Annotated in this window: 22 protein-coding genes, 1 tRNA gene and 1 pseudogene; 15 read left to right on the top strand and 9 right to left on the bottom strand. The window is 38.0% G+C overall.

The window, feature by feature from the left end:
* Positions 1 to 31: 31 nt before the first annotated feature.
* The 5 genes from CVP05_RS00310 to CVP05_RS00290 all read right to left on the bottom strand — a co-directional run bounded on the left by CVP05_RS00310 (position 32) and on the right by CVP05_RS00290 (position 5,729).
* Positions 32 to 1,477 carry a sulfatase family protein gene (locus CVP05_RS00310; RefSeq protein ID WP_100287571.1) on the bottom strand — a complete coding sequence of 482 codons (1,446 nt, stop codon included), beginning with the start codon at positions 1,475 to 1,477 and terminating at the stop codon, positions 32 to 34.
* A 77-nt stretch (positions 1,478 to 1,554) separates the two neighbouring features.
* Positions 1,555 to 3,240 (bottom strand): solute:sodium symporter family transporter, encoded by a 1,686-nt coding sequence (locus CVP05_RS00305; protein WP_100287570.1) that lies wholly within the window; start codon positions 3,238 to 3,240, stop codon positions 1,555 to 1,557.
* A gap of 258 nt (positions 3,241 to 3,498) precedes the next feature.
* Positions 3,499 to 4,590 (bottom strand): redox-regulated ATPase YchF, encoded by a 1,092-nt coding sequence (gene ychF / locus CVP05_RS00300; RefSeq protein ID WP_100287569.1) that lies wholly within the window; start codon positions 4,588 to 4,590, stop codon positions 3,499 to 3,501.
* Positions 4,591 to 4,649: 59 nt separating this feature from the next.
* Positions 4,650 to 5,240, bottom strand: coding sequence for an aminoacyl-tRNA hydrolase (gene pth / locus CVP05_RS00295; RefSeq protein ID WP_100287568.1), 591 nt, complete (start codon positions 5,238 to 5,240; stop codon positions 4,650 to 4,652).
* A gap of 72 nt (positions 5,241 to 5,312) precedes the next feature.
* On the bottom strand, positions 5,313 to 5,729 hold the full coding sequence (locus tag CVP05_RS00290) for an EamA family transporter (RefSeq protein ID WP_100287879.1): 417 nt from the start codon (positions 5,727 to 5,729) through the stop codon (positions 5,313 to 5,315).
* Positions 5,730 to 5,810: 81 nt separating this feature from the next.
* On the opposite strand from CVP05_RS00290, the gene CVP05_RS00285 reads away from it, so the two are divergent.
* Genes CVP05_RS00285 through CVP05_RS00275 form a run of 3 tightly spaced genes read left to right on the top strand, consistent with a single transcriptional unit; the run spans position 5,811 to position 7,778 of the window.
* Positions 5,811 to 6,251 (top strand): type II toxin-antitoxin system RatA family toxin, encoded by a 441-nt coding sequence (locus tag CVP05_RS00285; RefSeq protein WP_100287567.1) that lies wholly within the window; start codon positions 5,811 to 5,813, stop codon positions 6,249 to 6,251.
* Entirely contained in the window at positions 6,238 to 6,558 is a 321-nt protein-coding gene (locus CVP05_RS00280) for an RnfH family protein (RefSeq protein ID WP_100287566.1), read from the top strand. Before CVP05_RS00285 ends, CVP05_RS00280 begins: the two co-directional genes overlap by 14 nt.
* A gap of 20 nt (positions 6,559 to 6,578) precedes the next feature.
* Positions 6,579 to 7,778, top strand: a complete 1,200-nt coding sequence (locus tag CVP05_RS00275; RefSeq protein ID WP_100287565.1) for a ribosomal protein uL16 3-hydroxylase — start codon at positions 6,579 to 6,581, stop codon at positions 7,776 to 7,778.
* Positions 7,779 to 7,889: 111 nt separating this feature from the next.
* Here CVP05_RS00275 and thiI read toward each other — a convergent pair whose 3' ends face one another.
* Positions 7,890 to 9,341, bottom strand: a complete 1,452-nt coding sequence (thiI, locus tag CVP05_RS00270; protein WP_100287564.1) for a tRNA uracil 4-sulfurtransferase ThiI — start codon at positions 9,339 to 9,341, stop codon at positions 7,890 to 7,892.
* A 249-nt stretch (positions 9,342 to 9,590) separates the two neighbouring features.
* Here thiI and CVP05_RS00265 point away from each other — a divergent pair.
* The 7 genes from CVP05_RS00265 to CVP05_RS00235 all read left to right on the top strand — a co-directional run bounded on the left by CVP05_RS00265 (position 9,591) and on the right by CVP05_RS00235 (position 14,572).
* Positions 9,591 to 9,680: transfer RNA gene (locus tag CVP05_RS00265), tRNA-Ser, on the top strand.
* 216 nt (positions 9,681 to 9,896) lie between these two features.
* Positions 9,897 to 10,559 (top strand): Bax inhibitor-1 family protein, encoded by a 663-nt coding sequence (locus CVP05_RS00260; RefSeq protein WP_100287563.1) that lies wholly within the window; start codon positions 9,897 to 9,899, stop codon positions 10,557 to 10,559.
* Positions 10,560 to 10,633: 74 nt separating this feature from the next.
* On the top strand, positions 10,634 to 10,963 hold the full coding sequence (locus CVP05_RS00255; RefSeq protein ID WP_100287878.1) for a TusE/DsrC/DsvC family sulfur relay protein: 330 nt from the start codon (positions 10,634 to 10,636) through the stop codon (positions 10,961 to 10,963).
* A gap of 103 nt (positions 10,964 to 11,066) precedes the next feature.
* The gene (locus CVP05_RS00250) at positions 11,067 to 11,948 is read left to right on the top strand and encodes a metal ABC transporter substrate-binding protein (protein ID WP_100287562.1); all 882 of its coding nucleotides are present in this window, start codon (positions 11,067 to 11,069) and stop codon (positions 11,946 to 11,948) included.
* Positions 11,948 to 12,862, top strand: coding sequence for an ATP-binding cassette domain-containing protein (locus tag CVP05_RS00245; RefSeq protein ID WP_100287561.1), 915 nt, complete (start codon positions 11,948 to 11,950; stop codon positions 12,860 to 12,862). The genes CVP05_RS00250 and CVP05_RS00245 overlap by 1 nt, the downstream gene beginning before the upstream one ends.
* Positions 12,856 to 13,725 carry a metal ABC transporter permease gene (locus CVP05_RS00240; RefSeq protein WP_100287560.1) on the top strand — a complete coding sequence of 290 codons (870 nt, stop codon included), beginning with the start codon at positions 12,856 to 12,858 and terminating at the stop codon, positions 13,723 to 13,725. The genes CVP05_RS00245 and CVP05_RS00240 overlap by 7 nt, the downstream gene beginning before the upstream one ends.
* Entirely contained in the window at positions 13,709 to 14,572 is an 864-nt protein-coding gene (locus CVP05_RS00235; protein ID WP_100287559.1) for a metal ABC transporter permease, read from the top strand. The genes CVP05_RS00240 and CVP05_RS00235 overlap by 17 nt, the downstream gene beginning before the upstream one ends.
* Here the strand turns inward: CVP05_RS00235 and CVP05_RS00230 are convergent.
* A complete protein-coding gene (locus tag CVP05_RS00230; protein ID WP_100287558.1) occupies positions 14,547 to 14,819 on the bottom strand; it encodes an acylphosphatase in 273 nt (90 codons plus the stop codon). The genes CVP05_RS00235 and CVP05_RS00230 overlap by 26 nt on opposite strands.
* Before the next feature lie 149 nt (positions 14,820 to 14,968).
* Between CVP05_RS00230 and CVP05_RS00225 the strand changes: the two genes are divergently transcribed.
* The 4 genes from CVP05_RS00225 (at position 14,969) to yccS (ending at position 18,945) form a co-directional block, all read left to right on the top strand.
* The gene (locus CVP05_RS00225; RefSeq protein ID WP_100287557.1) at positions 14,969 to 15,622 is read left to right on the top strand and encodes a curli polymerization inhibitor CsgI-related protein; all 654 of its coding nucleotides are present in this window, start codon (positions 14,969 to 14,971) and stop codon (positions 15,620 to 15,622) included.
* A gap of 173 nt (positions 15,623 to 15,795) precedes the next feature.
* Positions 15,796 to 16,254 carry a methylglyoxal synthase gene (locus CVP05_RS00220; RefSeq protein WP_100287556.1) on the top strand — a complete coding sequence of 153 codons (459 nt, stop codon included), beginning with the start codon at positions 15,796 to 15,798 and terminating at the stop codon, positions 16,252 to 16,254.
* A 54-nt stretch (positions 16,255 to 16,308) separates the two neighbouring features.
* Positions 16,309 to 16,752, top strand: a complete 444-nt coding sequence (locus CVP05_RS00215; protein WP_100287555.1) for a YccF domain-containing protein — start codon at positions 16,309 to 16,311, stop codon at positions 16,750 to 16,752.
* A gap of 30 nt (positions 16,753 to 16,782) precedes the next feature.
* Entirely contained in the window at positions 16,783 to 18,945 is a 2,163-nt protein-coding gene (yccS, locus tag CVP05_RS00210) for a YccS family putative transporter (RefSeq protein WP_100287554.1), read from the top strand.
* Positions 18,946 to 18,963: 18 nt separating this feature from the next.
* On the opposite strand, the pseudogene CVP05_RS00205 reads toward yccS, so the two are convergent.
* Positions 18,964 to 19,553: pseudogene (locus tag CVP05_RS00205) on the bottom strand (TorD/DmsD family molecular chaperone).
* Between the two features lie 151 nt (positions 19,554 to 19,704).
* Here CVP05_RS00205 and CVP05_RS00200 point away from each other — a divergent pair.
* Positions 19,705 to 20,232 carry an NlpC/P60 family protein gene (locus CVP05_RS00200; protein WP_100287553.1) on the top strand — a complete coding sequence of 176 codons (528 nt, stop codon included), beginning with the start codon at positions 19,705 to 19,707 and terminating at the stop codon, positions 20,230 to 20,232.
* A 102-nt stretch (positions 20,233 to 20,334) separates the two neighbouring features.
* On the opposite strand, the gene CVP05_RS00195 is transcribed toward CVP05_RS00200, so the two are convergent.
* Complete coding sequence (locus CVP05_RS00195) at positions 20,335 to 20,787, bottom strand: LexA family protein (RefSeq protein WP_100287552.1); 453 nt, start codon at positions 20,785 to 20,787, stop codon at positions 20,335 to 20,337.
* Positions 20,788 to 20,791: the final 4 nt, after the last annotated feature.

Genomic DNA, 20,791 nt, shown 5'->3' with positions numbered 1-20,791 from the left:
TAACCGCTAACAGGTTGTTAGCGGTTAATATTTAAATTTCATCAATAATCCGATAAACCCAGTTTTCGAGTGGATCGTTAAGACGTTTCATCTCAACACGCATTTCTTCTAGCATTTCTTTTTTGATTGCGGTATAGCGTTCGTCATAAAAAAGATTATGCATTTCTTCTGGGTCATTAACAATATCATAAAGCTCGCATACATCTGTCGCATTGAACACAAGTTTGTAATCTTTTCGCCGCCACATTCGTTGCTCAAAATAGACAAAATGTCCAGCCAGTTGCCCTAATATGCCTTTACGTTGATTAGCATAATTTTCTCGGACAATGGGTAAGATACTTTCCCCCTCAAAACGATTTGGAATGGGTTGGTTAGCAATATCATAAACCGTTGAGGTAAGGTCGTGTAGATAGACAAGGTTGTCATCTTGTTGATTTTTGCGGTTTGAGCGGGGATCTTTAATAATCATTGGGATATTATAGGTGGTGTCAAACATAAACTCACCTTTTTCAATCATTCGATGAGCCCCCATTGCATCACCGTGATCGGCTGTGGCAACCATAAAGGTATTGTCATAGAGATTGTTTTCTTCAAGATAAGCAAAGAGTTCGCCAATGGCATCATCAATTAAGGTGATATATCCCCAGAATTTTGTAATTACCTCTTTCCAATGATCTTCACTTGCCTCCCACATTCCCCACATTTTTGAAATCGTACGAAAATGGTTAGGTTTACCCTCCAACGGAGTGAAAAAACTTTTATCTAATACGACATCTTCTTTGTTATACATTGAATAATAAGGCTCTGGCACAATGCAAGGAGTATGGGGTCCCCAGAAATTGATCCAAGTAAAAAACGGTTTTTGCTCGTTAAGAGATTGCCCGATAAATTTTTTTGCCTCATCAATAATAAAGTAAGGAATAGTCTGTTCTTTAGTGCCAGACAACTTTCCACAAAGTTCTTGTACGCGTAGGTGAGGATTATCCCCAAAATAGGCATTACTCACTTCTGGAATGTCATAGCCTTTTTCGATTAGCCATTCGTGATAGCGATTGGAATGTGTTGGAGGCTGGTTGAACACTAGATTTTTATAAACACCACTACCAGGATAGCCATAGCCATCAAAATTATGTCCTTGAATGCCATAATCCTCTGGCACAGATTTTGTCCCAACGTGCCATTTACCTACTACATAGGTATTATAGCCAGCTAATTTACCGATATTCGGAGCGGCTTGACTAATTTCGCCCGAACCACCTTTTTCCCCATTTTTAATAATACCGTGTGTGGAAGGCATCAATCCAGTAAACAAAGAGGTGCGAGCTGGTCCACAGACAGAGGCTGGAGTAAAAGCATTGTTAAAGCGAATACCATCTTTAGCTAAGCGATCGATATTCGGTGTTTTAACGATTTGATGCCCATAGGCACCCAACATATCTTTGCGGATTTGATCGAGTAAAATGTAGATAATATTCATTATTCTATCCTTATTACAACCTATGCAAATTTTTTGCAAAATCTCACCGCTCTTAGGTAAGCGGTGAGAAATTACGCTTATTTTGCAATCGTGGCTTTATGGCGAAACACAATCAGTACAATCACTTGTAATACCGCCCAGATACCTAGCACAATACTAGGATTACCATCAGCAGATGCAATGCCGAGTGGAGAGAGGAACGCATGTACCGTGATTAAACCAAGTACCAGAGAAGCAACGGTTACTTTTGCGTGTTCCCAATAAGTTAAATCGACATTTGATTTATTCTCTTTGTTCTCCACATAAGGTTCACGTTTAAGAAATTGGCCAAGCAGTAACATCAACAAGACATCAAATACAAACAACGCACCCATCACATAAACAAAGTTAATTTTAACTTGGAATACCCATACAATACAGAAATAAAGTACCACATGAGCGAATAACGCAATACGAGCTGCCAAACCTGATACCGTGCGGTTAAATAATCCGACAGCAAATAAAGCAACGATTGGGATATTCATAAAACCAGCAAAACGTTTGGTTAATAGGAAGATACCATCTGAACCGAACATTAGCATTGGTCCCATAATCATCGTGATAATCGCAAACCAAGTAGATACTTTTTTCGCATAAATAATCAACTCTTGATCGGTACGCTGTTTCTTGCTGAATGCTGGCAATAAGTCTTTACAGAAAATAGTGGCTGCAGAATTTAAAAATGAGTTAAAGGTACTTAAAATCGCACCAAACAATGCGGCAATAAAGAAACCTTGTAACCAACTTGGCAGCACCGTATTAACTAACATAGGATAAGATGCATCCGTAGGTTTAATGCCATCACCTAAAATATGGAAACTCAATAAACCCGGTAGATTAAGAATAATCGGCAGAGTAAGTAAGAATAACGCTGCAATTAAAATTCCTTTTTGACCCGCTTTCAGATCTCTCGCACCTAATGCACGTTGTACAATGGCTTGGTTAGTTGTCCAATAAAAGAAGTTCACAATTAAGATCCCTGTAAACATCGCAGGCCAAGGCACCGCATCTGTGGCAGAGCCAATTGCATTGAATTTCTCTATATGCGTGGTGGTAATCGTTTTCAAGCCTGCTGAAAAACTACCATCACCCAAATGGGCTAACGCAAAAATCGGGACTAATAAAGCACCAATCACTAGTAATACCGCATTGAGGGTATCAGACACTGCTACGGCTTTTAAACCACCGAAGATCGCATAAATCGCCCCAACTACGCCAATTGCGATAACGGTATAAACAATCGCCTCGCCATAGCTTAGCCCAAAAATCACTTCAAGGTTGAAAATCTTATTAAAGGCAATCGCCCCAGTGTAAAGTGCGGTAGGGATAACGATAAAGAGATAAAACACTAAGAAAAATACCGACATAATCAAACGTGTTTGACGGTCGAAACGTGCTTCAAAAAATTCTGGGATCGTGGTGTAACCGTTACGAATATATTTAGGTAACAAGTATAATGCCAGGAAACAGAGTGGAATGACCGATTGTACTGTCCAAGCAATAATCGAGAAATTACCAGTGTAGGACACTGCATTTACCCCAATTAACTGTTCAGTGGAAAGTGATGTTAGCACCATTGAACAACCGATTACCAATCCGCCTAAGCCACGACCAGCTAAGAAGTAGCCTTTTGATGTTGAAAGGTCATCATTTTTAGTTTTGAGGTATGAGATGTATGCTACGATCCCAGTCACCACCAGGAAACTTATGATAGTAAGAAACATATATCCTCCAAAATATTAAATATGCAAGATAAACTTTTCACTATAAGCATAGTACAGGCGGTATAAGAAACTTTATGACCTTTGTCATAATTAGACTGTGAAGTTGATCACAAGTTTAATGGAAATTTCATCACTTATAAAAAAAACCTGTGACAATCATCACAGGTTTAAAAAAAACGCTTAGCTATACGCAACAGACCGAGATCGGCGCTCAATTCGGCGTGTTGCTCAAAAGTGCGGTTCTTTTACAGAAAATTTTTAAACATTAAAGCGGAAATGCATTACATCGCCATCTTGCACCACGTAATCTTTTCCTTCTAAACGCCATTTTCCTGCTTCTTTTGCCCCGTTTTCACCTTTGTATTGAATAAAATCATCATAGGCAATCACTTCCGCTCGGATAAAACCTTTTTCAAAATCGGTGTGAATAACAGCTGCAGCTTTCGGGGCCGTAGCGCCAACAGAAACGGTCCACGCACGCACTTCTTTAACACCCGCAGTGAAATAGGTTTGCAGATTTAATAAGGCATAGCCCGCACGGATAACACGGTTTAAGCCCGGTTCTTCAATCCCTAAATCTTGTAAAAATTCTACTTTTTCATCATCGTCTAATTCAGCAATTTCCGATTCAATCGCCGCGCAAACCGGCACAACCACCGCCCCTTCTTTTTCCGCAATTTCACGTACTCTGTCAAGATACGGGTTGTTTTCAAAGCCATCTTCATTCACGTTTGCAATATACATAGTCGGCTTTAAGGTTAAAAAGTTATAACCTTTGATGGCATGTAATTCTTCTTTATCCAAACCGATTGAGCGAATCATACCCGCATTTTCCAATACTGGCAGGATTTTCTCCATAATAGATAATTCAAATTTTGCCTCTTTATCGCCACCTTTTGCCCGTTTAGTTAAACGCTGGATCGCTTTTTCACAGCTGTCCAAATCCGCCAGTGCCAATTCTGTATTAATCGTATCAATATCTTCTGCTGGATCAATTTTACCTGCTACGTGAACAATATCGTCATTTTCAAAACAACGCACCACATGCCCGATAGCATCGGTTTCACGGATATTGGCTAAAAATTTATTACCTAAACCTTCCCCTTTGCTCGCGCCAGCCACCAAACCAGCAATATCCACAAATTCCATTGTGGTCGGTAATACACGCTCAGGTTTGACAATCTCCGCCAACGCGTCTAAGCGCGGATCCGGCATGGGCACCACGCCGGTATTCGGTTCGATAGTACAAAACGGATAGTTAGCCGCTTCAATTCCTGCTTTGGTTAATGCATTAAAAAGGGTTGATTTTCCTACATTGGGTAGCCCCACAATGCCACATTTAAATCCCATTTTTTATTCCTTCTTTAATATTTATATATATGGACAGGGCATTCCGTCCCTACGATTCATTAATTCTGCGCCTTAAATCCATTCAACCGATTGGTTGCTTTGGTGATCCCGTCTTTAAACAACAGCTCCACACAATCCACTGCTTCATCTAAGGCTTTATCAATCAAAGTCCAATCTGTCGGCGAGGGTTTGCCTAATACATAAGCCGACACTAAATTTTTATCACCGGGATGTCCGATACCGATACGCAAACGGTAAAAATTTTTATTGTTGCCCAATTGCGCAATGCTATCTTTCAAACCGTTATGTCCGCCGTGTCCGCCACCCTGTTTCAATTTAGCCACACCGGGTGGTAAATCCAACTCATCGTGAATAATCAAGATTTCTTCCGGCTTAATGCGATAAAAAGTCGCTAACGCCCCCACCGCTTTGCCGCTTAAATTCATAAAAGTAGTTGGGATCAAAAAACGCACTTCCTGTCCGTTAATCAAAGTGCGGGCGGTTTTTCCAAAGAATTTTGCTTCGTCTTTTAAACTAAAATTCAATCGGCGAGCCAAGCGCTCAATCAGCCATTCTCCGGCATTGTGGCGCGTGTCGGTATATTTTTCACCGGGATTCCCAAGCCCGACGATTAATTTAATTTCAGCCATAATTTACTCATTTATCTTAAAATGGTCGGCCATTATAGCAAAAGTGCGGGGGATTTTTAGTAATTTTTTCGCTTATAATGCTAATACTAACACGCCTGCTACAATGAGACTTGCACCAATTATCAGCTTCCAACTGATTGGCTCCCCAAGAATCACTATCCCCAATATAATAGCGATCACCACACTCAGTTTATCAATGGGGGCAACCCATGAAGCTGGTGCAAGTTGTAAGGCACGATAATATAATAACCAGGATAATCCGGTCGCCACGCCGGATAAAATCAAAAAAGTCAGCGGTTTGGCGGCGATATGCTGTGGTAATTGCCATTCATTGCGTGCGGTAATAATGCCACCGGCAACCAATAGGACAATAATCGTGCGAATAAAGGTCGCTACATTGCTATTCATGCCCTCCACACCCAATTTACCGAAAATTGCCGTTAATCCGGCAAAAAATGCCGAACCTAAGGCAAACCAAAGCCAGTTTATTGATTGAAACATTTTTTTCCCTTAATTTTAACCGCACTTTTGCATATAATAGCCGAAATTGATCTTGAAAGATAAACAAAAATGCCACAAATTAACCAATCCGCTTTAGTACCCTATAGTGCAAAACAAATGTATCAACTCGTAAACGATTATGAACGTTATCCTGAGTTTTTACCCGGTTGCATCGCGAGCCGAACGCTACAACAAAATGAATATGAAATGGTTGGCGAACTTACTATCAGAAAAGCCGGCATTCGTCAGACCTTTGCCACGCAAAATACCCTATCGCCCGCTCAATCTATCGAGATGAAATTAGTCAAAGGGCCTTTTCGTTTTTTACAAGGTCGATGGGATTTTGAAGAACTTGATGAAAAGAGTTGCAAAATTAGCTTGCAATTGGAATTTGAATTTACCAACCCAATCATTCAATTTGCTTTTGGTAAAATTTTCACAGAGTTAACCGCCAAGATGATTGAAGCATTTAAAAAGCGTGCAAAAGAGGTATATCATGGCGCAAATTAATATTGAAATTGCCTATGCTTTTCCCCATAAATATTATTTAAAAGCCTTTAAAGTAGAGGAAGGAACGACTATTCAGAGCGCTATTTTACAGTCTAATATATTACAACAATATACAGAGATTGATTTACGTGAAAATAAAGTCGGTATTTTTAGTCGCCCTGCAAAATTAACAGATGTGCTTTCCGATGGAGACCGAATTGAGATTTATCGACCGTTACTGGCAGATCCCAAAGAGATTCGTCGCAAACGTGCAGAAGAACAAGCGCGAGAAGCAGAAGCGAAAAAACAGCAGCAAAAACAAAACTAACTACCACATTAGGATCCTATATGACACCTTGTTTACCTGATCACATTACTCCTGAAATTTTTCTGCGTGACTATTGGCAAAAAAAGCCGCTGCTTATCCGTAACGGCTTACCTGAAATTATTGGACAATTTAGGCCAGATGATATTATTGAGCTTGCTCAAAATGAAGGTGTTACCGCGCGCTTGATCAAGCAATATTCAGAAGATAACTGGCAATTGGAAACCAGTCCTTTATGCATGCAAGATTTTTCCGATCTTCCTACGTATTGGTCTGTACTCGTGCAAAATATGGAACAATGGTCCACACAATTAGGCAATTTATGGCAAAAGTTCAACTTTATTCCTCAATGGCAGCGCGATGACATTATGGTATCTTACGCACCTAAAGGCGGATCAGTGGGAAAACATTATGATGAGTATGATGTATTTTTGGTTCAAGGTTATGGCCATCGTCGTTGGCAATTAGGCAAATGGTGCGATCCAAGTACTGAGTTTAAACCTGATCAACCTATTCGCATTTTTGATGACATGGGCGAACTCATTTTTGATGAAGTACTGGCGCCTGGAGATGTGTTGTATGTTCCGTCTCGTCTTTCCCATTATGGTGTCGCACAGGATGATTGTCTCACGTTTTCTTTCGGTTTACGTTATCCAAATATTAGTGATTTATTGGACAATATTAACAACATATTTTGCCGACAAGATCTTGATTTAAACCTCACACCTTTTAATTTGCCACTACGCTTATCTCCAACACCGCAACAAACCGGAAAATTGGATCAGCAAATGGTGACTACCATGAAAGAGCAATTGCTAAATGTCTTGGCTAACAGTCCAGAGTTTGAGCGCCTCTTTCAACATGCCGTAGCCACAACGGTCAGCACACGGCGTTACGAGTTGCTCGTTCCCGAAGATATGTCAGATCCTGATGAAGTGCGGTCGCTTTTAGAAGAAAATTTTGTATTACAACAAGATAATAATTGCAAATTGCTCTACACAGAAAATCCATTACAAATTTATGCTAATGGTGAGTGGCTAGACGAACTAACCCTGCTCGAAGCCGAAATTTTAAAACATTTAGCTGATGGAAAAATCTTAAACCTGAAAGATTTAGACATCTTAGTTCAGCATACAGAAGATCCTGATACCACATGGCAACTATTGTTAGATAGCCTATGTAACTGGATTGATGACGGCTGGATTTTATTAAATCAAATGTAAAAATGAAAAGGACTGTAACCATTTCCATGACTCAAAATCCGTTACAGTCCTCATTATGCTAAGTTACCCGCCTTCAATCTAAGTTTTCATGTTTAGAAATTTGGCCTGAACTTATGATTTCTTAAATACTTTCACATTAACAAATCCATTGTCTTTTAAGTATAACGCTTGTAATTTACTCATTACACCACGCTCGCAATAAAGCAAATAATCCTTAGTTTGATCTAATTGGCTGAATTGTGAAGACAGTTTGTAAAATGGCAAATGAATAACGTCCTGATTTTCAATATAGAGTGGATTTTCATCAGCTTCTTCAGGGCTACGAATATCTAAAATAACGTCATTTTCACCTAACACAGATACAGCTTCAATTTCCTGTACCTCTTGTTCCGTTTGTTTTGCAATGTCACGAATATCTAAATATTGCGCATTGTCGACAGCATGATCCAACACAGAAAAATCAAAATGCCCTTCTTCCTGTTCGATCTTGGCTTTCACCGCTTTTACTGTTGGGTTTTTAGATATTACCCCACAAAATTCAGGCATAGATTTTGCAATGTCATCTGTTCCAATTTCTTTAGCCAATGAAATAATTTGTTCCTTATCGTGGCTAATCAATGGGCGTAACACGAGTGTCTCTGCGGCCTCATCAATTAAGCGAAGATTGGTTAAAGTCTGACTCGAAACCTGACCTAGCGCCTCTCCAGTCACAATGGCTTGAATACCAAAACGCTCTGCTACTCTGCTTGCTGCTCGAACCATCATACGCTTTAACACTACGCCCATTTGACCATTATCTACTTTTTCTAAAATCTCACCGACCACATTTTCAAAATTAATTGCCACAAAACGAACTTTATGGGATCCACTATAACGCTGCCAAATATGGTATGCCATTTGTTTAACCCCAATTTCATGCGCAGCACCGCCTAAATTAAAAAAGCAATAATGCACACGACAACCACGACGAATGAGCATAAAACTTGAGACACCGGAGTCAAATCCTCCCGAGATCAAAGATAACACATCTTCTTGCGTACCAATAGGATAACCACCAATGCCTTCATAACGGCCTTTTACTAACATCATATGATCGTTATCAATATCAATACGTACCGTGACATCAGGGTGCGTTAATTTCACTTTTGCTGACTCAATATGTTGATTTAACCCACCTCCGACATAACGTTCTACATCTAAAGAACTAAATGAATGCTTCCCTTTACGGCGCACTCGCACGCAAAAAGTTTTATGGGCAAGCTGTGTTTTTACACTGGCAAGCGTTTGTTCAAAAATATCATGTAAATCACTAAAAGGCTTTTCTTCTACTTCTAAAAAATGATGAATTCCCGGAATACGCTTCAACAAGTCAATTAAGTGCGGTCGATTTTCAGTATTTTTTGACCGCACTTCAATATAATCCCAATGTTTTACTACCGCGACACTGTCATCATATTTATTCAACACATTACGAATATTGCCTGTTAAAATTTTAACAAAACGCTTGCGTACTGATTCACTTTTAATCATGATCTCAGGGAAAAGTTTAATAATAAATTTCATAAATTTAGTTCAGAGATTAAGTCTTATCAAAAACACACATTGTACCGAATATTCACACTGAGCGAAAGCGAGATAAAATCAACCACAGATATGTCGCCACTTTTCTTCTCAGAAATGCAGATATAGTACAATATTTGTATTAATCTAATACAAAATGAACAAATTATCAGCTTTCGATAAAAAAAAATAAAAAATTTAATTTACTCAACACATAAACTATATTATATTTCGCTCTGTCAAAACTGCTGCGGAGGAATGGTCGAGTGGTTGAAGGCACCGGTCTTGAAAACCGGCGAGGGTTTACGCCCTCCGTGAGTTCGAATCTCACTTCCTCCGCCACTTCAATAATTTTCTTAAAACGCTATTAAAACACACTCATTTTCATCAAATTATCTACTTTTATTGAATCCTCGAAATAATGTCAATACTGTCAAATAATCCCCTATTGATATACTATAATTTAAAAATTAATGTTTGACTTTTTTATAATGACACATTAACTTATCATCTATATTTTTCTCGTTACATATTATTCACATTTTACAGGAGAATCTTATGCAACCTCGTATTGTCGTTGATAGTAGAGAGCATTCCACATCATTACTTAGCACGCATAAAGTTTTGCGTAATACTTATTTTTTATTAGCATTAACACTGGCTTTTTCCGCGTTAACCGCTTTTGCTTCCATGAGCTTTAATCTACCGCGTCCGGGATTAATTATCATGTTAGCTGGTTTTTATGGATTACTTTTTTTAACTTATTCTCTCGCTAATAGCGCTTGGGGTATTTTATCTACATTTGCTTTTACAGGTTTTCTTGGATATACAACAGGCCCGATTCTTAATGCTTACATCGGCAACGGATTAGGCGATATTGTTGTACTCGCTTTTGGTGGAACAGCGGCTGTATTTTTTGCTTGTTCAGCTTATGTATTAACTACAAAGAAAGACATGTCATTCCTATCAGGCATGATGTTTGCACTATTCATCGTACTTGTTGTCGGCATGATCGCAAGCTTCTTCTTTAATTATCCAGCATTACACGTTGCACTTAGCGCATTATTTGTTGTCTTTTCTGCTGGTGCGATTCTTTATGAAACCAGTAATATTATTCACGGTGGGGAAACTAACTATATCCGTGCAACAGTGAGTATCTTTGTCTCACTATATAACTTATTTATCAGCTTGCTTAATCTTCTTTCTCTTAATCGTGACTAATTACGTATATAGATTAAGTCAATAAAGTGATATCATATGCCCCATATATGGGGCATTTTTTGTATAATTTAACTATGCTTAAAGTCAATAATATTTATCTAGACACCGATCCTTTTGGTTACTTAACCGACCATACACAATGGTCTCCCGATGTCGCTAAAGCCATCGCACAACAAGAAAACCTCACATTAACAGAGGCTCATTGGGAAGTCATTTATTTTGTACGTGAATTCTATCAGGAATACCAAACTTCGCCTGCAATACGTATGCTAGTGAAAGCTATGCAGCAAAAACTGGGAGAAGAAAAAGGCAATAGTCGCTATCTACAACGTCTTTTTCCTGATGGCCCTGCAAAACAAGCGACAAAGCTTGCGGGTTTGCCTAAACCTGCAAAATGTTTGTAAAGTCTTAAAAAAAGTGTGTCTTTTTTCATGCTTTTATTTGATAATCATTATCATTTAATGTATTATTCTCCTACGACTTTTAACTAACTTAGAGGAGAAAATTATGCGTCGTATATTTACCGTGATTAGCTTGTTATTAATCAGTATGTTCTATTCACAAGCTCATGCAAAATTTAAAGTCATCACAACATTTACCGTGATCCAAGATATTGCCCAAAATGTTGCAGGCGATGCCGCAATTGTTGAATCCATTACCAAACCAGGTGCTGAAATTCATGATTATCAGCCAACACCAAAAGACATTGTAAAAGCACAATCCGCAGATTTAATCTTATGGAATGGCTTAAATCTTGAACGTTGGTTTGAACGCTTTTTTCAAAATATCAAAGAAAAACCTGCCGTTGTGGTAACTGAGGGAATTACGCCAATTTCGATTTATGAAGGACCTTATAAGAATGCGCCAAACCCACATGCTTGGATGTCGACAAGTAATGCGCTTATCTATATTGAGAACATAAAAAACGCGCTCATGAAATATGATCCGCAAAATGCGGCAATATATGCCAAAAACGCTGCGGACTATGCTGAAAAAATTCAAAATTTAGACCGCCCTTTACGTGAAAAACTCACACAAATTCCAGAAGCACAGCGTTGGTTAGTAACAAGTGAAGGCGCATTTAGCTATTTAGCTCATGATTACGGATTTAAAGAAGCTTATTTATGGCCAATTAATGCTGAACAGCAAGGCACCCCACAGCAAGTCCGCGAAGTCATTGAGATTGTAAAGCAACATAATATCCCTGTTGTATTCAGCGAAAGTACAATTTCACCAAAACCTGCGCAACAAGTTGCAAAAGAAAGTGGCGCAAAATACGGTGGTGTATTATATGTTGACTCCTTATCTGCTGCGAATGGAGCTGTGCCAACTTATATTGATTTAATTAACACTACTGTTACTACTATTGTAAAAGGATTTGAAAAATAATGACTGCAGATAAAACTGCCTCAATCCAAGTGGAAGATGTCACCGTACGTTACAATAACGGACATCTTGCGATCTACGATGTTTCATTTGAACTTACAGGTGGCACAACATGTGCCCTTGTTGGCGTGAATGGGAGTGGGAAATCCACTCTCTTCAAAAGCTTAATGGGATTAGTTAAACCACAACAAGGAAAAATTCATCTTTGTGGCTACCCTATCCAGCAAGCGCTAAAACGTAATTTAATTGCTTACGTACCACAAAGTGAAGAAGTAGACTGGCAATTCCCTGTTTCAGTTTATGATGTCGTCATGATGGGGCGCTATGGCTATATGAATTTTTTGCGTATTCCTAGTGCTATTGATAAGCAAAAAGTGCTGCAAGCTATGCAACGTGTCAATATTGAACATCTCGCCCATCGCCAAATTGGTGAATTATCTGGAGGGCAAAAAAAACGCGTTTTTCTTGCTCGCGCCCTTGCGCAACAAAGCAAAGTCATTTTACTTGATGAGCCTTTTACTGGCGTTGATGTGCAAACTGAAAACGCTATCATAGAATTACTCGGGCAACTTCGCCTTGAAGGTCATTTAATTTTAGTCTCAACTCACAATCTTGGCAGCGTACCCGATTTCTGTGATCAAGTAGTCATGATTAATCGTACCATAATCGCCACAGGCCCAACAGAAACGACCTTTAATCAGCATAATTTAGAAAAGGTCTTTGGTGGGGTATTGCGCCATATTAAATTGCTCGGTCGTGATTTACATGATGATGAAGACAACCGCTCAGTTACTGTACTAACAGATGACGAGCGTCCAGCTGTTTTTTATGGACAAACTAAAAATGATCCACCCGCCCCTATCGTAAAAAACTGCTGTTTAGAAGGTTCTTGCAAAAAAGGAAATGAATCATGCTAACGCTCTTGTTGGAACCTTTTCAATATCAATATATGCTTAAAGCGATCTTAATTAGTACAGCTGTCGGGGGTATCTGTGCCTTTTTATCTGCTTACCTAATGTTAAAAGGCTGGTCACTCATTGGAGATGCGCTATCTCATTCCGTTGTACCAGGTGTCGCCATTGCTTATGCCTTTACCCTGCCTTATGCAATTGGTGCATTTTTTTCAGGGATTTTAGCCGCACTTTCAATTCTCTGGATAAAATCCATCACCAAATTACGTGAAGATGCGGTGATCGGCTTCATTTTCACAACATTTTTTGCTATTGGATTATTCATTATTTCTTTAAATCCAACCGCAGTAGATGTACAAGCTATTGTCTTAGGCAATATTCTCGGTATTGCCGACGAAGATATTATACAAATTGCCATTATCATCACTATTAGCTTGATTTTCCTCTTATTATTTTGGAAAGATTTACTTCTAGTCTTCTTTGATGAAAGTCATGCGGTTTCAGTTGGATTATCTCCTTTAAAGTATAAAATTCTTTTTTTTACTTTACTCAGTGCCTGCGTAGTAGCAGCCCTACAAACTGTTGGTGCAATTTTAGTGATTGCAATGGTCATTACACCCGGCGCAACAGCCTATTTACTCACGGATCGCTTTGGAAAATTAATTATTATTGCGGTGACGTTAGGTATTTTTACAAGTGGTGTGGGTGCATACATCAGTTATTTCCTAGATGGTGCCACAGGGGGAATCATCGTTTGCCTACAAACAGTTCTGTTTCTTATGGCTTTCTTTTTTGCCCCTAAATATGGGGTTTTCCGTCGAACATCTCACCCTAATACACAGGAGAAAGCTCATGTGGACTTGGATTAGTGAACCTTTCAGTTTTCCTTTTATGCAACATGCGCTATTTACTGCGCTAATTGTTGCTATTGTATGCGCTATTCTTTCTTGTTATCTCGTGCTAAAAGGCTGGTCGTTAATGGGAGATGCAATTTCTCACGCGATTCTACCCGGTATTGTCATTGCTTTTTGGGTAGGCATTCCTTTAGCAATTGGTGCTTTTTTATCTGGTATTTTCTGTGCAGTAAGTGTTGGCTATTTAAAAGAAAATAGCCGTATCAAAGAAGATACTGTCATGGGGATTGTATTTTCTGGCATGTTTGCTTTTGGATTGGTTTTATTCACAAAAATCGAAACTAATGAGCATTTATCACATATTTTATTCGGCGATTTACTCGGTATAAGTCGAGCAGAATTAATACAAACATTAATTATTTCCAGCATAATTTTTATCATCATTGTATTAAAACGCCGTGACTTTTTGCTCTATTGCTTTGATCCGAGCCATGCCCGAGTAGCAGGATTAAATATAAAACGCTTGCATTATAGCTTACTGATTTTACTTGCCTTAACAATTGTAAGCGCCATGCAAGTTGTGGGCGTTATTCTCGTCATTGCTATGTTAATTTCACCAGGCATTACCGCCTATTTACTCACTAAGCGCTTTGACACAATGATACTCATTGCTCTATTCACATCTGTCTCAGCCACACTTATAGGAACATTATTAAGTTATCATATCGATGCTGCCACAGGACCTTGTATAATTATTCTACAAGGGATTTTCTTCCTATTGGCTTTGATTTGGTCAAAAATTCGATTACGTTTTCAAAAAAATACATATAGCGCTCTCAGTACCGAATCTCAAACGTCGTAAATACCCGTTCCTCATCATAATGCTGCTCTAAAACACGTTCTACATGAGCTGTTTTAGGGCCTTCCTCTAGCCAATGCCTAAACTGTGCTAATTGTTCTTGTGTGCCTTGAACAAGAATAGACACGCTACCATCAGATAAATTACGCACAAAACCTTTTAGATCCAGCTGTTGTGCTTTTTTCCAAGTAAAATAACGAAAACCTACACCTTGCACCCGTCCATAAACATTATATTGCCGAATTAACATAACAACCCCTTGTTTTGTAAAAAATCAAAAATTTTTTGTTTTGTATAGCTTCAACTATTTCAATTTTAACGAATTTAGACTAGGATATGCCATACACTTTCAAACATAAAGTGTATGTATTGATAAATTAAAAATTCTTAGGAGTTAGCATGAAACTTCGTCATGTGGCATTAACTGTTGCAACCCTGCTTGCAAGTTCAACCGCCTTCGCAGGCGTCGTAACTAGTTCTTCTAACATTGATTTCTTAGCAATCGATGGACAAAAAACCAGTAAATCTCTATTAAAAGACACCAACTCTTTTAATGCAACGGCAGGACAAAAACATCAAGTTGTAGTTCGTGTTTCAGAAATTGTACGACTAGGCTCTGATCGTTCATTATTTGAATCCGATCCGATTATTGTAACATTCCAAGGTACACAAGAAGATTTAGTGATTTCAGCACCTCGTCTTGATAATGAACGTGATGTAGAAACCTTTAAAAAAGATCCACAAATCACGTTAAAAACAACCTCTGGCAAAACAATTTCATCTCAACAAGATCGTTTGAAACAAGAAGGCTTTTTACCAAATGCCAACTTGGAAGAAAATCTTGCACAATATAATGCCTCTGGAGCAGTTGCTGCTATCCCTGCACTCGTTTCAACGGCAATGCCTGCTGCAGTACCCGGTTTTGCGAAAGCACAAAAAGGGAAAATCATTGTTCAAGGTGAAAATGTTGCTGAACAACAATTACAATATTGGTTCCAACAAGCAGATAAAGAAACTCAAACGCGTTTCTTAAATTGGGCCAAAAAACAATAATTTTCTATTCATCATATGAGCGATTTATTTTTAGTCTCATAGAATATTGAATTAAAGTCACGTTTTTAGCTTGAAGATATTCAAGCTAAAAACAATGGTATAAGCTGCACAATTTATATCTCACTTAAGTTTTAATCTGTTTATTTTTCTACAAATACGCTTAAGGAATTAGAATGAATACTACCTTGCGTCATCTTCAAGCTCATAAGCGCATTGCCCTTGTTGCTCACGACCATTGCAAGCAAGAACTCATAAAGTGGTGTAAAGTCCATCGTACAGCTCTATCTCAACATTCACTGTATGCAACCGGCACAACAGGCCATCTTATTCATCAACAAACGGATTTAACCATTACTAGCTTGCTAAGTGGCCCGATGGGGGGAGATCAACAAATAGGCGCGTTAATTGCTGAAGGAAAAATTGATATTTTAATTTTCTTTTGGGATCCCATGAATGCCGTTCCTCATGATCCCGATGTGAAAGCTTTAATGCGCGTTGCAACTGTTTGGAATATTCCTGTTGCGATGAATGCTTCAACTGCTAACTTATTAATTCAATCGCCAGCATTTATTAAAGAATACGATATCGATGTGCCAGATTATGATGGTTATTTAGCTGAGCGCTTGAAATAAATATCCTAGCCCATATTTAGGGATTAATGACTTAATATTGAAGGAAATATAACAATGAGTTTAATTTTAAATATCCTTAATTTTGTTTTAGGTGGTTTTGTCACGACATTAGGTTGGTTATTAGCGACAGTAATCAGTGCAGTTTTAGTTGTCACCTTGCCATATAGCCGCAGTTGTTGGGAAATCACAAAAATGTCTTTTGTACCTTTCGGTAATGATATTATTCACGTTAAATATCTTGAGCCCACACATCCAGTGAGTAATGGGCTTGGCACAGTATTGAATATTTTTTGGTTTATTTTCTTTGGTTGGTGGCTATGTATCAGCCATATCCTCACAGGGATTGCACAATGTGTGACGATCATTGGTATACCAACAGGATTAGCCCATTTTAAACTTGCTGGCATTTCTCTTTTCCCTGTAGGACAACGCGTAGTTCCTAAAGAAGTGGCCCAAATTGCGCGCCAAAATGCTGCTGCTCAACAATTTGAAAAATAAACTTTTTACTTATAACATATTAAATATATCATGAATCGTACTTGGCTTAATGCCAATGTCATCAATACATTACCCATCTTTATTGCCGTCAACTTGGCGGCAATTTTCGTATGGTTTTTGCATATTTCTCAACAAAGTATGCCTCTCATTTTAGGCAGCATTGCAGGTGGTTTAGTCGATCTTGATAATCGTTTAACTGGACGCCTAAAAAATATATTTTATACACTTATCGCTTTCTCTATTTCTTCTCTTGCCGCCCAATTAGGGATAATACACGGTTATTATTTCATTTTTATTATGACTGCCATGACATTCATCTTTACTATGTTAGGCGCGGTTGGACAACGCTATAGCACTATCGCTTTTGGCACGCTCGTTGTCGCATTATATACAACCCTCACCTATCTACCTGAAACGGCATGGTATTTAAATCCTCTCATGATTTTAGCGGGCACACTTTTGTACAGTGTTATGGCTATCTGTATCCATCTTATTTTTCCTCATCGCCCCGTTCAAGAAAACTTAGCCAAATCCTTTACCGCATTAGCGCAATATCTTGATGCAAAATCAGTCTTTTTCGACCCTGATGAAATATCCCTATTAGAAAGTAAACAAATACAGTTGGCGATGAAAAGTGGCCAAGTTATCCAAGCATTTAACCATTGTCGCACCGCTTTATTTTATCGCCTCACTGGGCAAAATCGCCATACTCATACAAACAACATGATGCGCTATTATTTCACCGCGCAAGAAATTCATGAAAAAATTAACTCTAGCCACTTCAATTATCAATATCTTGCTGAACAGCTAAAAAACACCGATCTCTTATTTCGAATACAACGATTATTGGAATTACAAGCCCAAGCTTGTCGTGACATTGCCTATAGCTTGCAGCAAAATAAAGCTTATGAGCATCCACCACGCCTTGATCGTGCATTACTAGGTATTCAACAATCGTTTGAACATTTTATGGCGCAGCAAAATAATCCTTATCTTATTTTGCATTTAAAAAGCCTCATTGAGAATTTGCAAAATGTCACTTGGCAATTACGCCATCTTGATGGTCAACAATATGCTATCCATTCTCAAAAACAAACTGAGCGTAGAAAAATTCATGCAGAGAATATCACGGGATTACGTAACATTTTTTATTCAATAAAAAACCATTGCACATTTGAATCCCAGCTTTTCCGACACGCCGTTCGTTTGTCTATCGTTGTCTTTATTTGTTGCACAATTGTTCCATTATTTCACTTAGATAGGGGTTATTGGATTCTGTTAACTGCCGTTTTTGTGTGTCAACCCAATTACTCCGCCACAAAACTGCGCTTAAAACAACGTATTATTGGCACGATATTAGGTGTAGTAGTTGGTTCTTTGCTTCCTTATTTTACAGCGACTCTAGAGGCTAAGTTAGGTTTGGTTGTCTTATCAAGTACCCTATTTTATTTTTTCCGCAGTAATAACTATAGCTTTTCCACTTTTTTTATTACAATCCAAGTATTAATTAGTTTTGACATTATCGGTTTTGACATTTACACAGCCATGAGCGCCCGAATCATTGACACCCTTATCGGCGCAGTGATTGCATGGTTTGCGGTGTCTTATTTATGGCCAGATTGGAAATTTTTAAATTTAGGCAAAGCAAGCCGTCAAGCAATTAAACATGATGCACGCTATTTATTATACGTAATTAGCCAATTGCAATTTGGTCGAGGTGATGATTTAAAATACCGCTTAGCCCGTCGCACCGCCCACGATAGCGCGACAGAGCTAAGCACAATGATGTCAAATATGAATAATGAGCCACAAAAATACCAAAAATATTTACAAAATGGCTTCCAATTCTTGAAAATTAATTATTCTTTATTAAGTCATATTGCTGCATTAGGTGCTTATCGCTCTCACATGAACCAACTACAGCAAAGTACAGTTTTTTTAGCTCAATTCTATCCTATTGCTAAAAAAGTCATTACGCTATTAGAAAATCTCCATCAACTGACAGAGGAACAATTCAATACCGCAGCTTTAAATATTGAATATCATCTAAAACAATATATGGCCGAATATGCCGAAGAAAATTTAAATCAAACTGAATTTAGCGTACCAATGCAACAACTTAATATGATCAATCAGCTGTTGCCGCCTCTGTACAAGTGCTTACATCAGATTGATGAAAAATCCCTACACTGAATGACACAAATCGCAATCCTAGCTTTCTGGCAATATACTTTCTTCAAGTTCATCAGCCATTGCAGATAAGATATCTCTTGTCAATTGTGCCAATGCACGATAAAAAGGCAAAGTCGCATGGGCTTCAACTTTTCCTAAAAAACGCCCTGCACAAAGTAATAAAATGTTTCAAAACATTCCCTTTGAGCCTCTAAAGAATCAAGATTATCCTCAATCCAAGAGGTTGTTAATAAAACTAAACCAAAATGATCCGCACTTTCGACTTCTGGCATAGCTCGCATAATACGAAATTGTGAAAATGCAGCTGCATCAATATCATAAGCAGATAAACTATTAGGCACTGCCCCAGTATTTATCTGAAATAATTGCTGATATTCTTGTTCTAACTCTGTTAAGTTAGGAACATTTTGTAATACTTGTAATGCTTGTTCACTTTGCCCATCAACCACTAACGGCCAAACCTGTGTTAATCCCCCTTGTTCTAACCAATTAAACACACCACTTAAAATAGGGTCTGAAGGTGAACGATAAAACAAGTTACCAAATAAACGACTAATTAAAGAAAAATGATTAATTAATGCCTCTGATGACAAATAAGAATTGGCCATAATATTCCCCAAAGCTCACAAAATTATACTTTATTTCAAAAAATAACAATAATCCCAAATTAATACTGGTTATTATAGCGAAATTAAAGTATTATCGACAAAGTTTTGCGTTTTATATTCAAAAATTTTCTACTTTTTATATTGAATCATTATGTTAAAAAAGCTATTAATTATTACAGGGCTACTTAGCCTGACGGCTTGTTCAAGCAATTCGTCAACTTCAGAATACGCCCCCCAACAACGTGACGATGTCAAATTGACACAATTTATTCAGGATTTACGTACAAATAAACCATATAATGACGAAGTGGTTTATTCCCCTGCTACTAGCAAAAAATTAAATAGTATCTATCGTGAATGGGCTGGAACGCGTTATCGTTTAGGCGGTACAACCAAAAGCGGGATTGATTGCTCCGCCTTTATGCAAACAACTTTTATCAAAACTTATGGATTAGCGCTGCCGCGCACAACTTCAGAACAACAACACGTTGGAAAGCGCATTAATAAATCTGAATTAAAACAAGGTGACTTAGTCTTTTTCCGTAAAAATCGACACGTTGGTGTCTATATTGGTAATGGGCAATTTATGCATGCGAGTTCAAGTCAAGGCGTCACCATTAGTTCATTAAATGAAAGCTATTGGTCAAGAAATTATACCCAATCACGCCGCGTATTATAACGTTTATATAAAGGCATATTTTGATCATAATATGCCTTTATTTTTATCCTATAAAAAATTTTCTAATTTTATACCGCACTTTCCTGTTTTATATATCGCTTCCTACTGAGTATACATTACTTGTTTCTTAGGTTTTATTTGATGAATGGTATTTGTTACTGTGCCAACAATGGGTAAGTTTTGCCAATCTTGGGTAACAATGTTATCCACTTTGGAGTCTAATGCCATTAATACATATTCATTATTACGATGCGCAAAAAACTCATATAAACGGAATTCTTGCTGTTCTTCAAGTACAACTAAATCACCAACTTGTAACGCCTCTTTTTTCTCTACTACCAACATGTCATCTTCTTCAATCCCCCACGCTAACATATTCGGATTAGTCACACGGATAAAACAAGTTTGTTGTGGGCGTTTGATACAATAAAGGTTCAAATCTAATTTATACTTAACCATGCCTTTACTATTTATGCTTCCCATATAACTATCATCATAGAAAGGTAAAGGTTGATAAGAAAAATCATGCTCAGTTGTCATTTTTATTTTTTGCATAGTA

Source organism: Conservatibacter flavescens (assembly GCF_002795425.1).
Lineage (GTDB): Bacteria > Pseudomonadota > Gammaproteobacteria > Enterobacterales > Pasteurellaceae > Conservatibacter > Conservatibacter flavescens.
Note: the sequence above shows the minus strand (reverse complement) of the source record. Positions and strands in the feature narration are given on the sequence as shown.

Bases quoted from the DNA above. Each gene is read 5' to 3' on its own strand.
- CVP05_RS00310 (WP_100287571.1), bottom strand. From the start codon at position 1,477: ATGAATATTATCTACATTTTACTCGATCAAATCCGCAAAGATATGTTG.
- CVP05_RS00305 (WP_100287570.1), bottom strand. From the start codon at position 3,240: ATGTTTCTTACTATCATAAGTTTCCTGGTGGTGACTGGGATCGTAGCA.
- ychF (WP_100287569.1), bottom strand. From the start codon at position 4,590: ATGGGATTTAAATGTGGCATTGTGGGGCTACCCAATGTAGGAAAATCA.
- pth (WP_100287568.1), bottom strand. From the start codon at position 5,240: ATGGCTGAAATTAAATTAATCGTCGGGCTTGGGAATCCCGGTGAAAAA.
- CVP05_RS00285 (WP_100287567.1), top strand. From the start codon at position 5,811: ATGCCACAAATTAACCAATCCGCTTTAGTACCCTATAGTGCAAAACAA.
- CVP05_RS00280 (WP_100287566.1), top strand. From the start codon at position 6,238: ATGGCGCAAATTAATATTGAAATTGCCTATGCTTTTCCCCATAAATAT.
- CVP05_RS00275 (WP_100287565.1), top strand. From the start codon at position 6,579: ATGACACCTTGTTTACCTGATCACATTACTCCTGAAATTTTTCTGCGT.
- thiI (WP_100287564.1), bottom strand. From the start codon at position 9,341: ATGAAATTTATTATTAAACTTTTCCCTGAGATCATGATTAAAAGTGAA.
- CVP05_RS00260 (WP_100287563.1), top strand. From the start codon at position 9,897: ATGCAACCTCGTATTGTCGTTGATAGTAGAGAGCATTCCACATCATTA.
- CVP05_RS00255 (WP_100287878.1), top strand. From the start codon at position 10,634: ATGCTTAAAGTCAATAATATTTATCTAGACACCGATCCTTTTGGTTAC.
- CVP05_RS00250 (WP_100287562.1), top strand. From the start codon at position 11,067: ATGCGTCGTATATTTACCGTGATTAGCTTGTTATTAATCAGTATGTTC.
- CVP05_RS00245 (WP_100287561.1), top strand. From the start codon at position 11,948: ATGACTGCAGATAAAACTGCCTCAATCCAAGTGGAAGATGTCACCGTA.
- CVP05_RS00240 (WP_100287560.1), top strand. From the start codon at position 12,856: ATGCTAACGCTCTTGTTGGAACCTTTTCAATATCAATATATGCTTAAA.
- CVP05_RS00235 (WP_100287559.1), top strand. From the start codon at position 13,709: ATGTGGACTTGGATTAGTGAACCTTTCAGTTTTCCTTTTATGCAACAT.
- CVP05_RS00230 (WP_100287558.1), bottom strand. From the start codon at position 14,819: ATGTTAATTCGGCAATATAATGTTTATGGACGGGTGCAAGGTGTAGGT.
- CVP05_RS00225 (WP_100287557.1), top strand. From the start codon at position 14,969: ATGAAACTTCGTCATGTGGCATTAACTGTTGCAACCCTGCTTGCAAGT.
- CVP05_RS00220 (WP_100287556.1), top strand. From the start codon at position 15,796: ATGAATACTACCTTGCGTCATCTTCAAGCTCATAAGCGCATTGCCCTT.
- CVP05_RS00215 (WP_100287555.1), top strand. From the start codon at position 16,309: ATGAGTTTAATTTTAAATATCCTTAATTTTGTTTTAGGTGGTTTTGTC.
- yccS (WP_100287554.1), top strand. From the start codon at position 16,783: ATGAATCGTACTTGGCTTAATGCCAATGTCATCAATACATTACCCATC.
- CVP05_RS00200 (WP_100287553.1), top strand. From the start codon at position 19,705: ATGTTAAAAAAGCTATTAATTATTACAGGGCTACTTAGCCTGACGGCT.
- CVP05_RS00195 (WP_100287552.1), bottom strand. From the start codon at position 20,787: ATGCAAAAAATAAAAATGACAACTGAGCATGATTTTTCTTATCAACCT.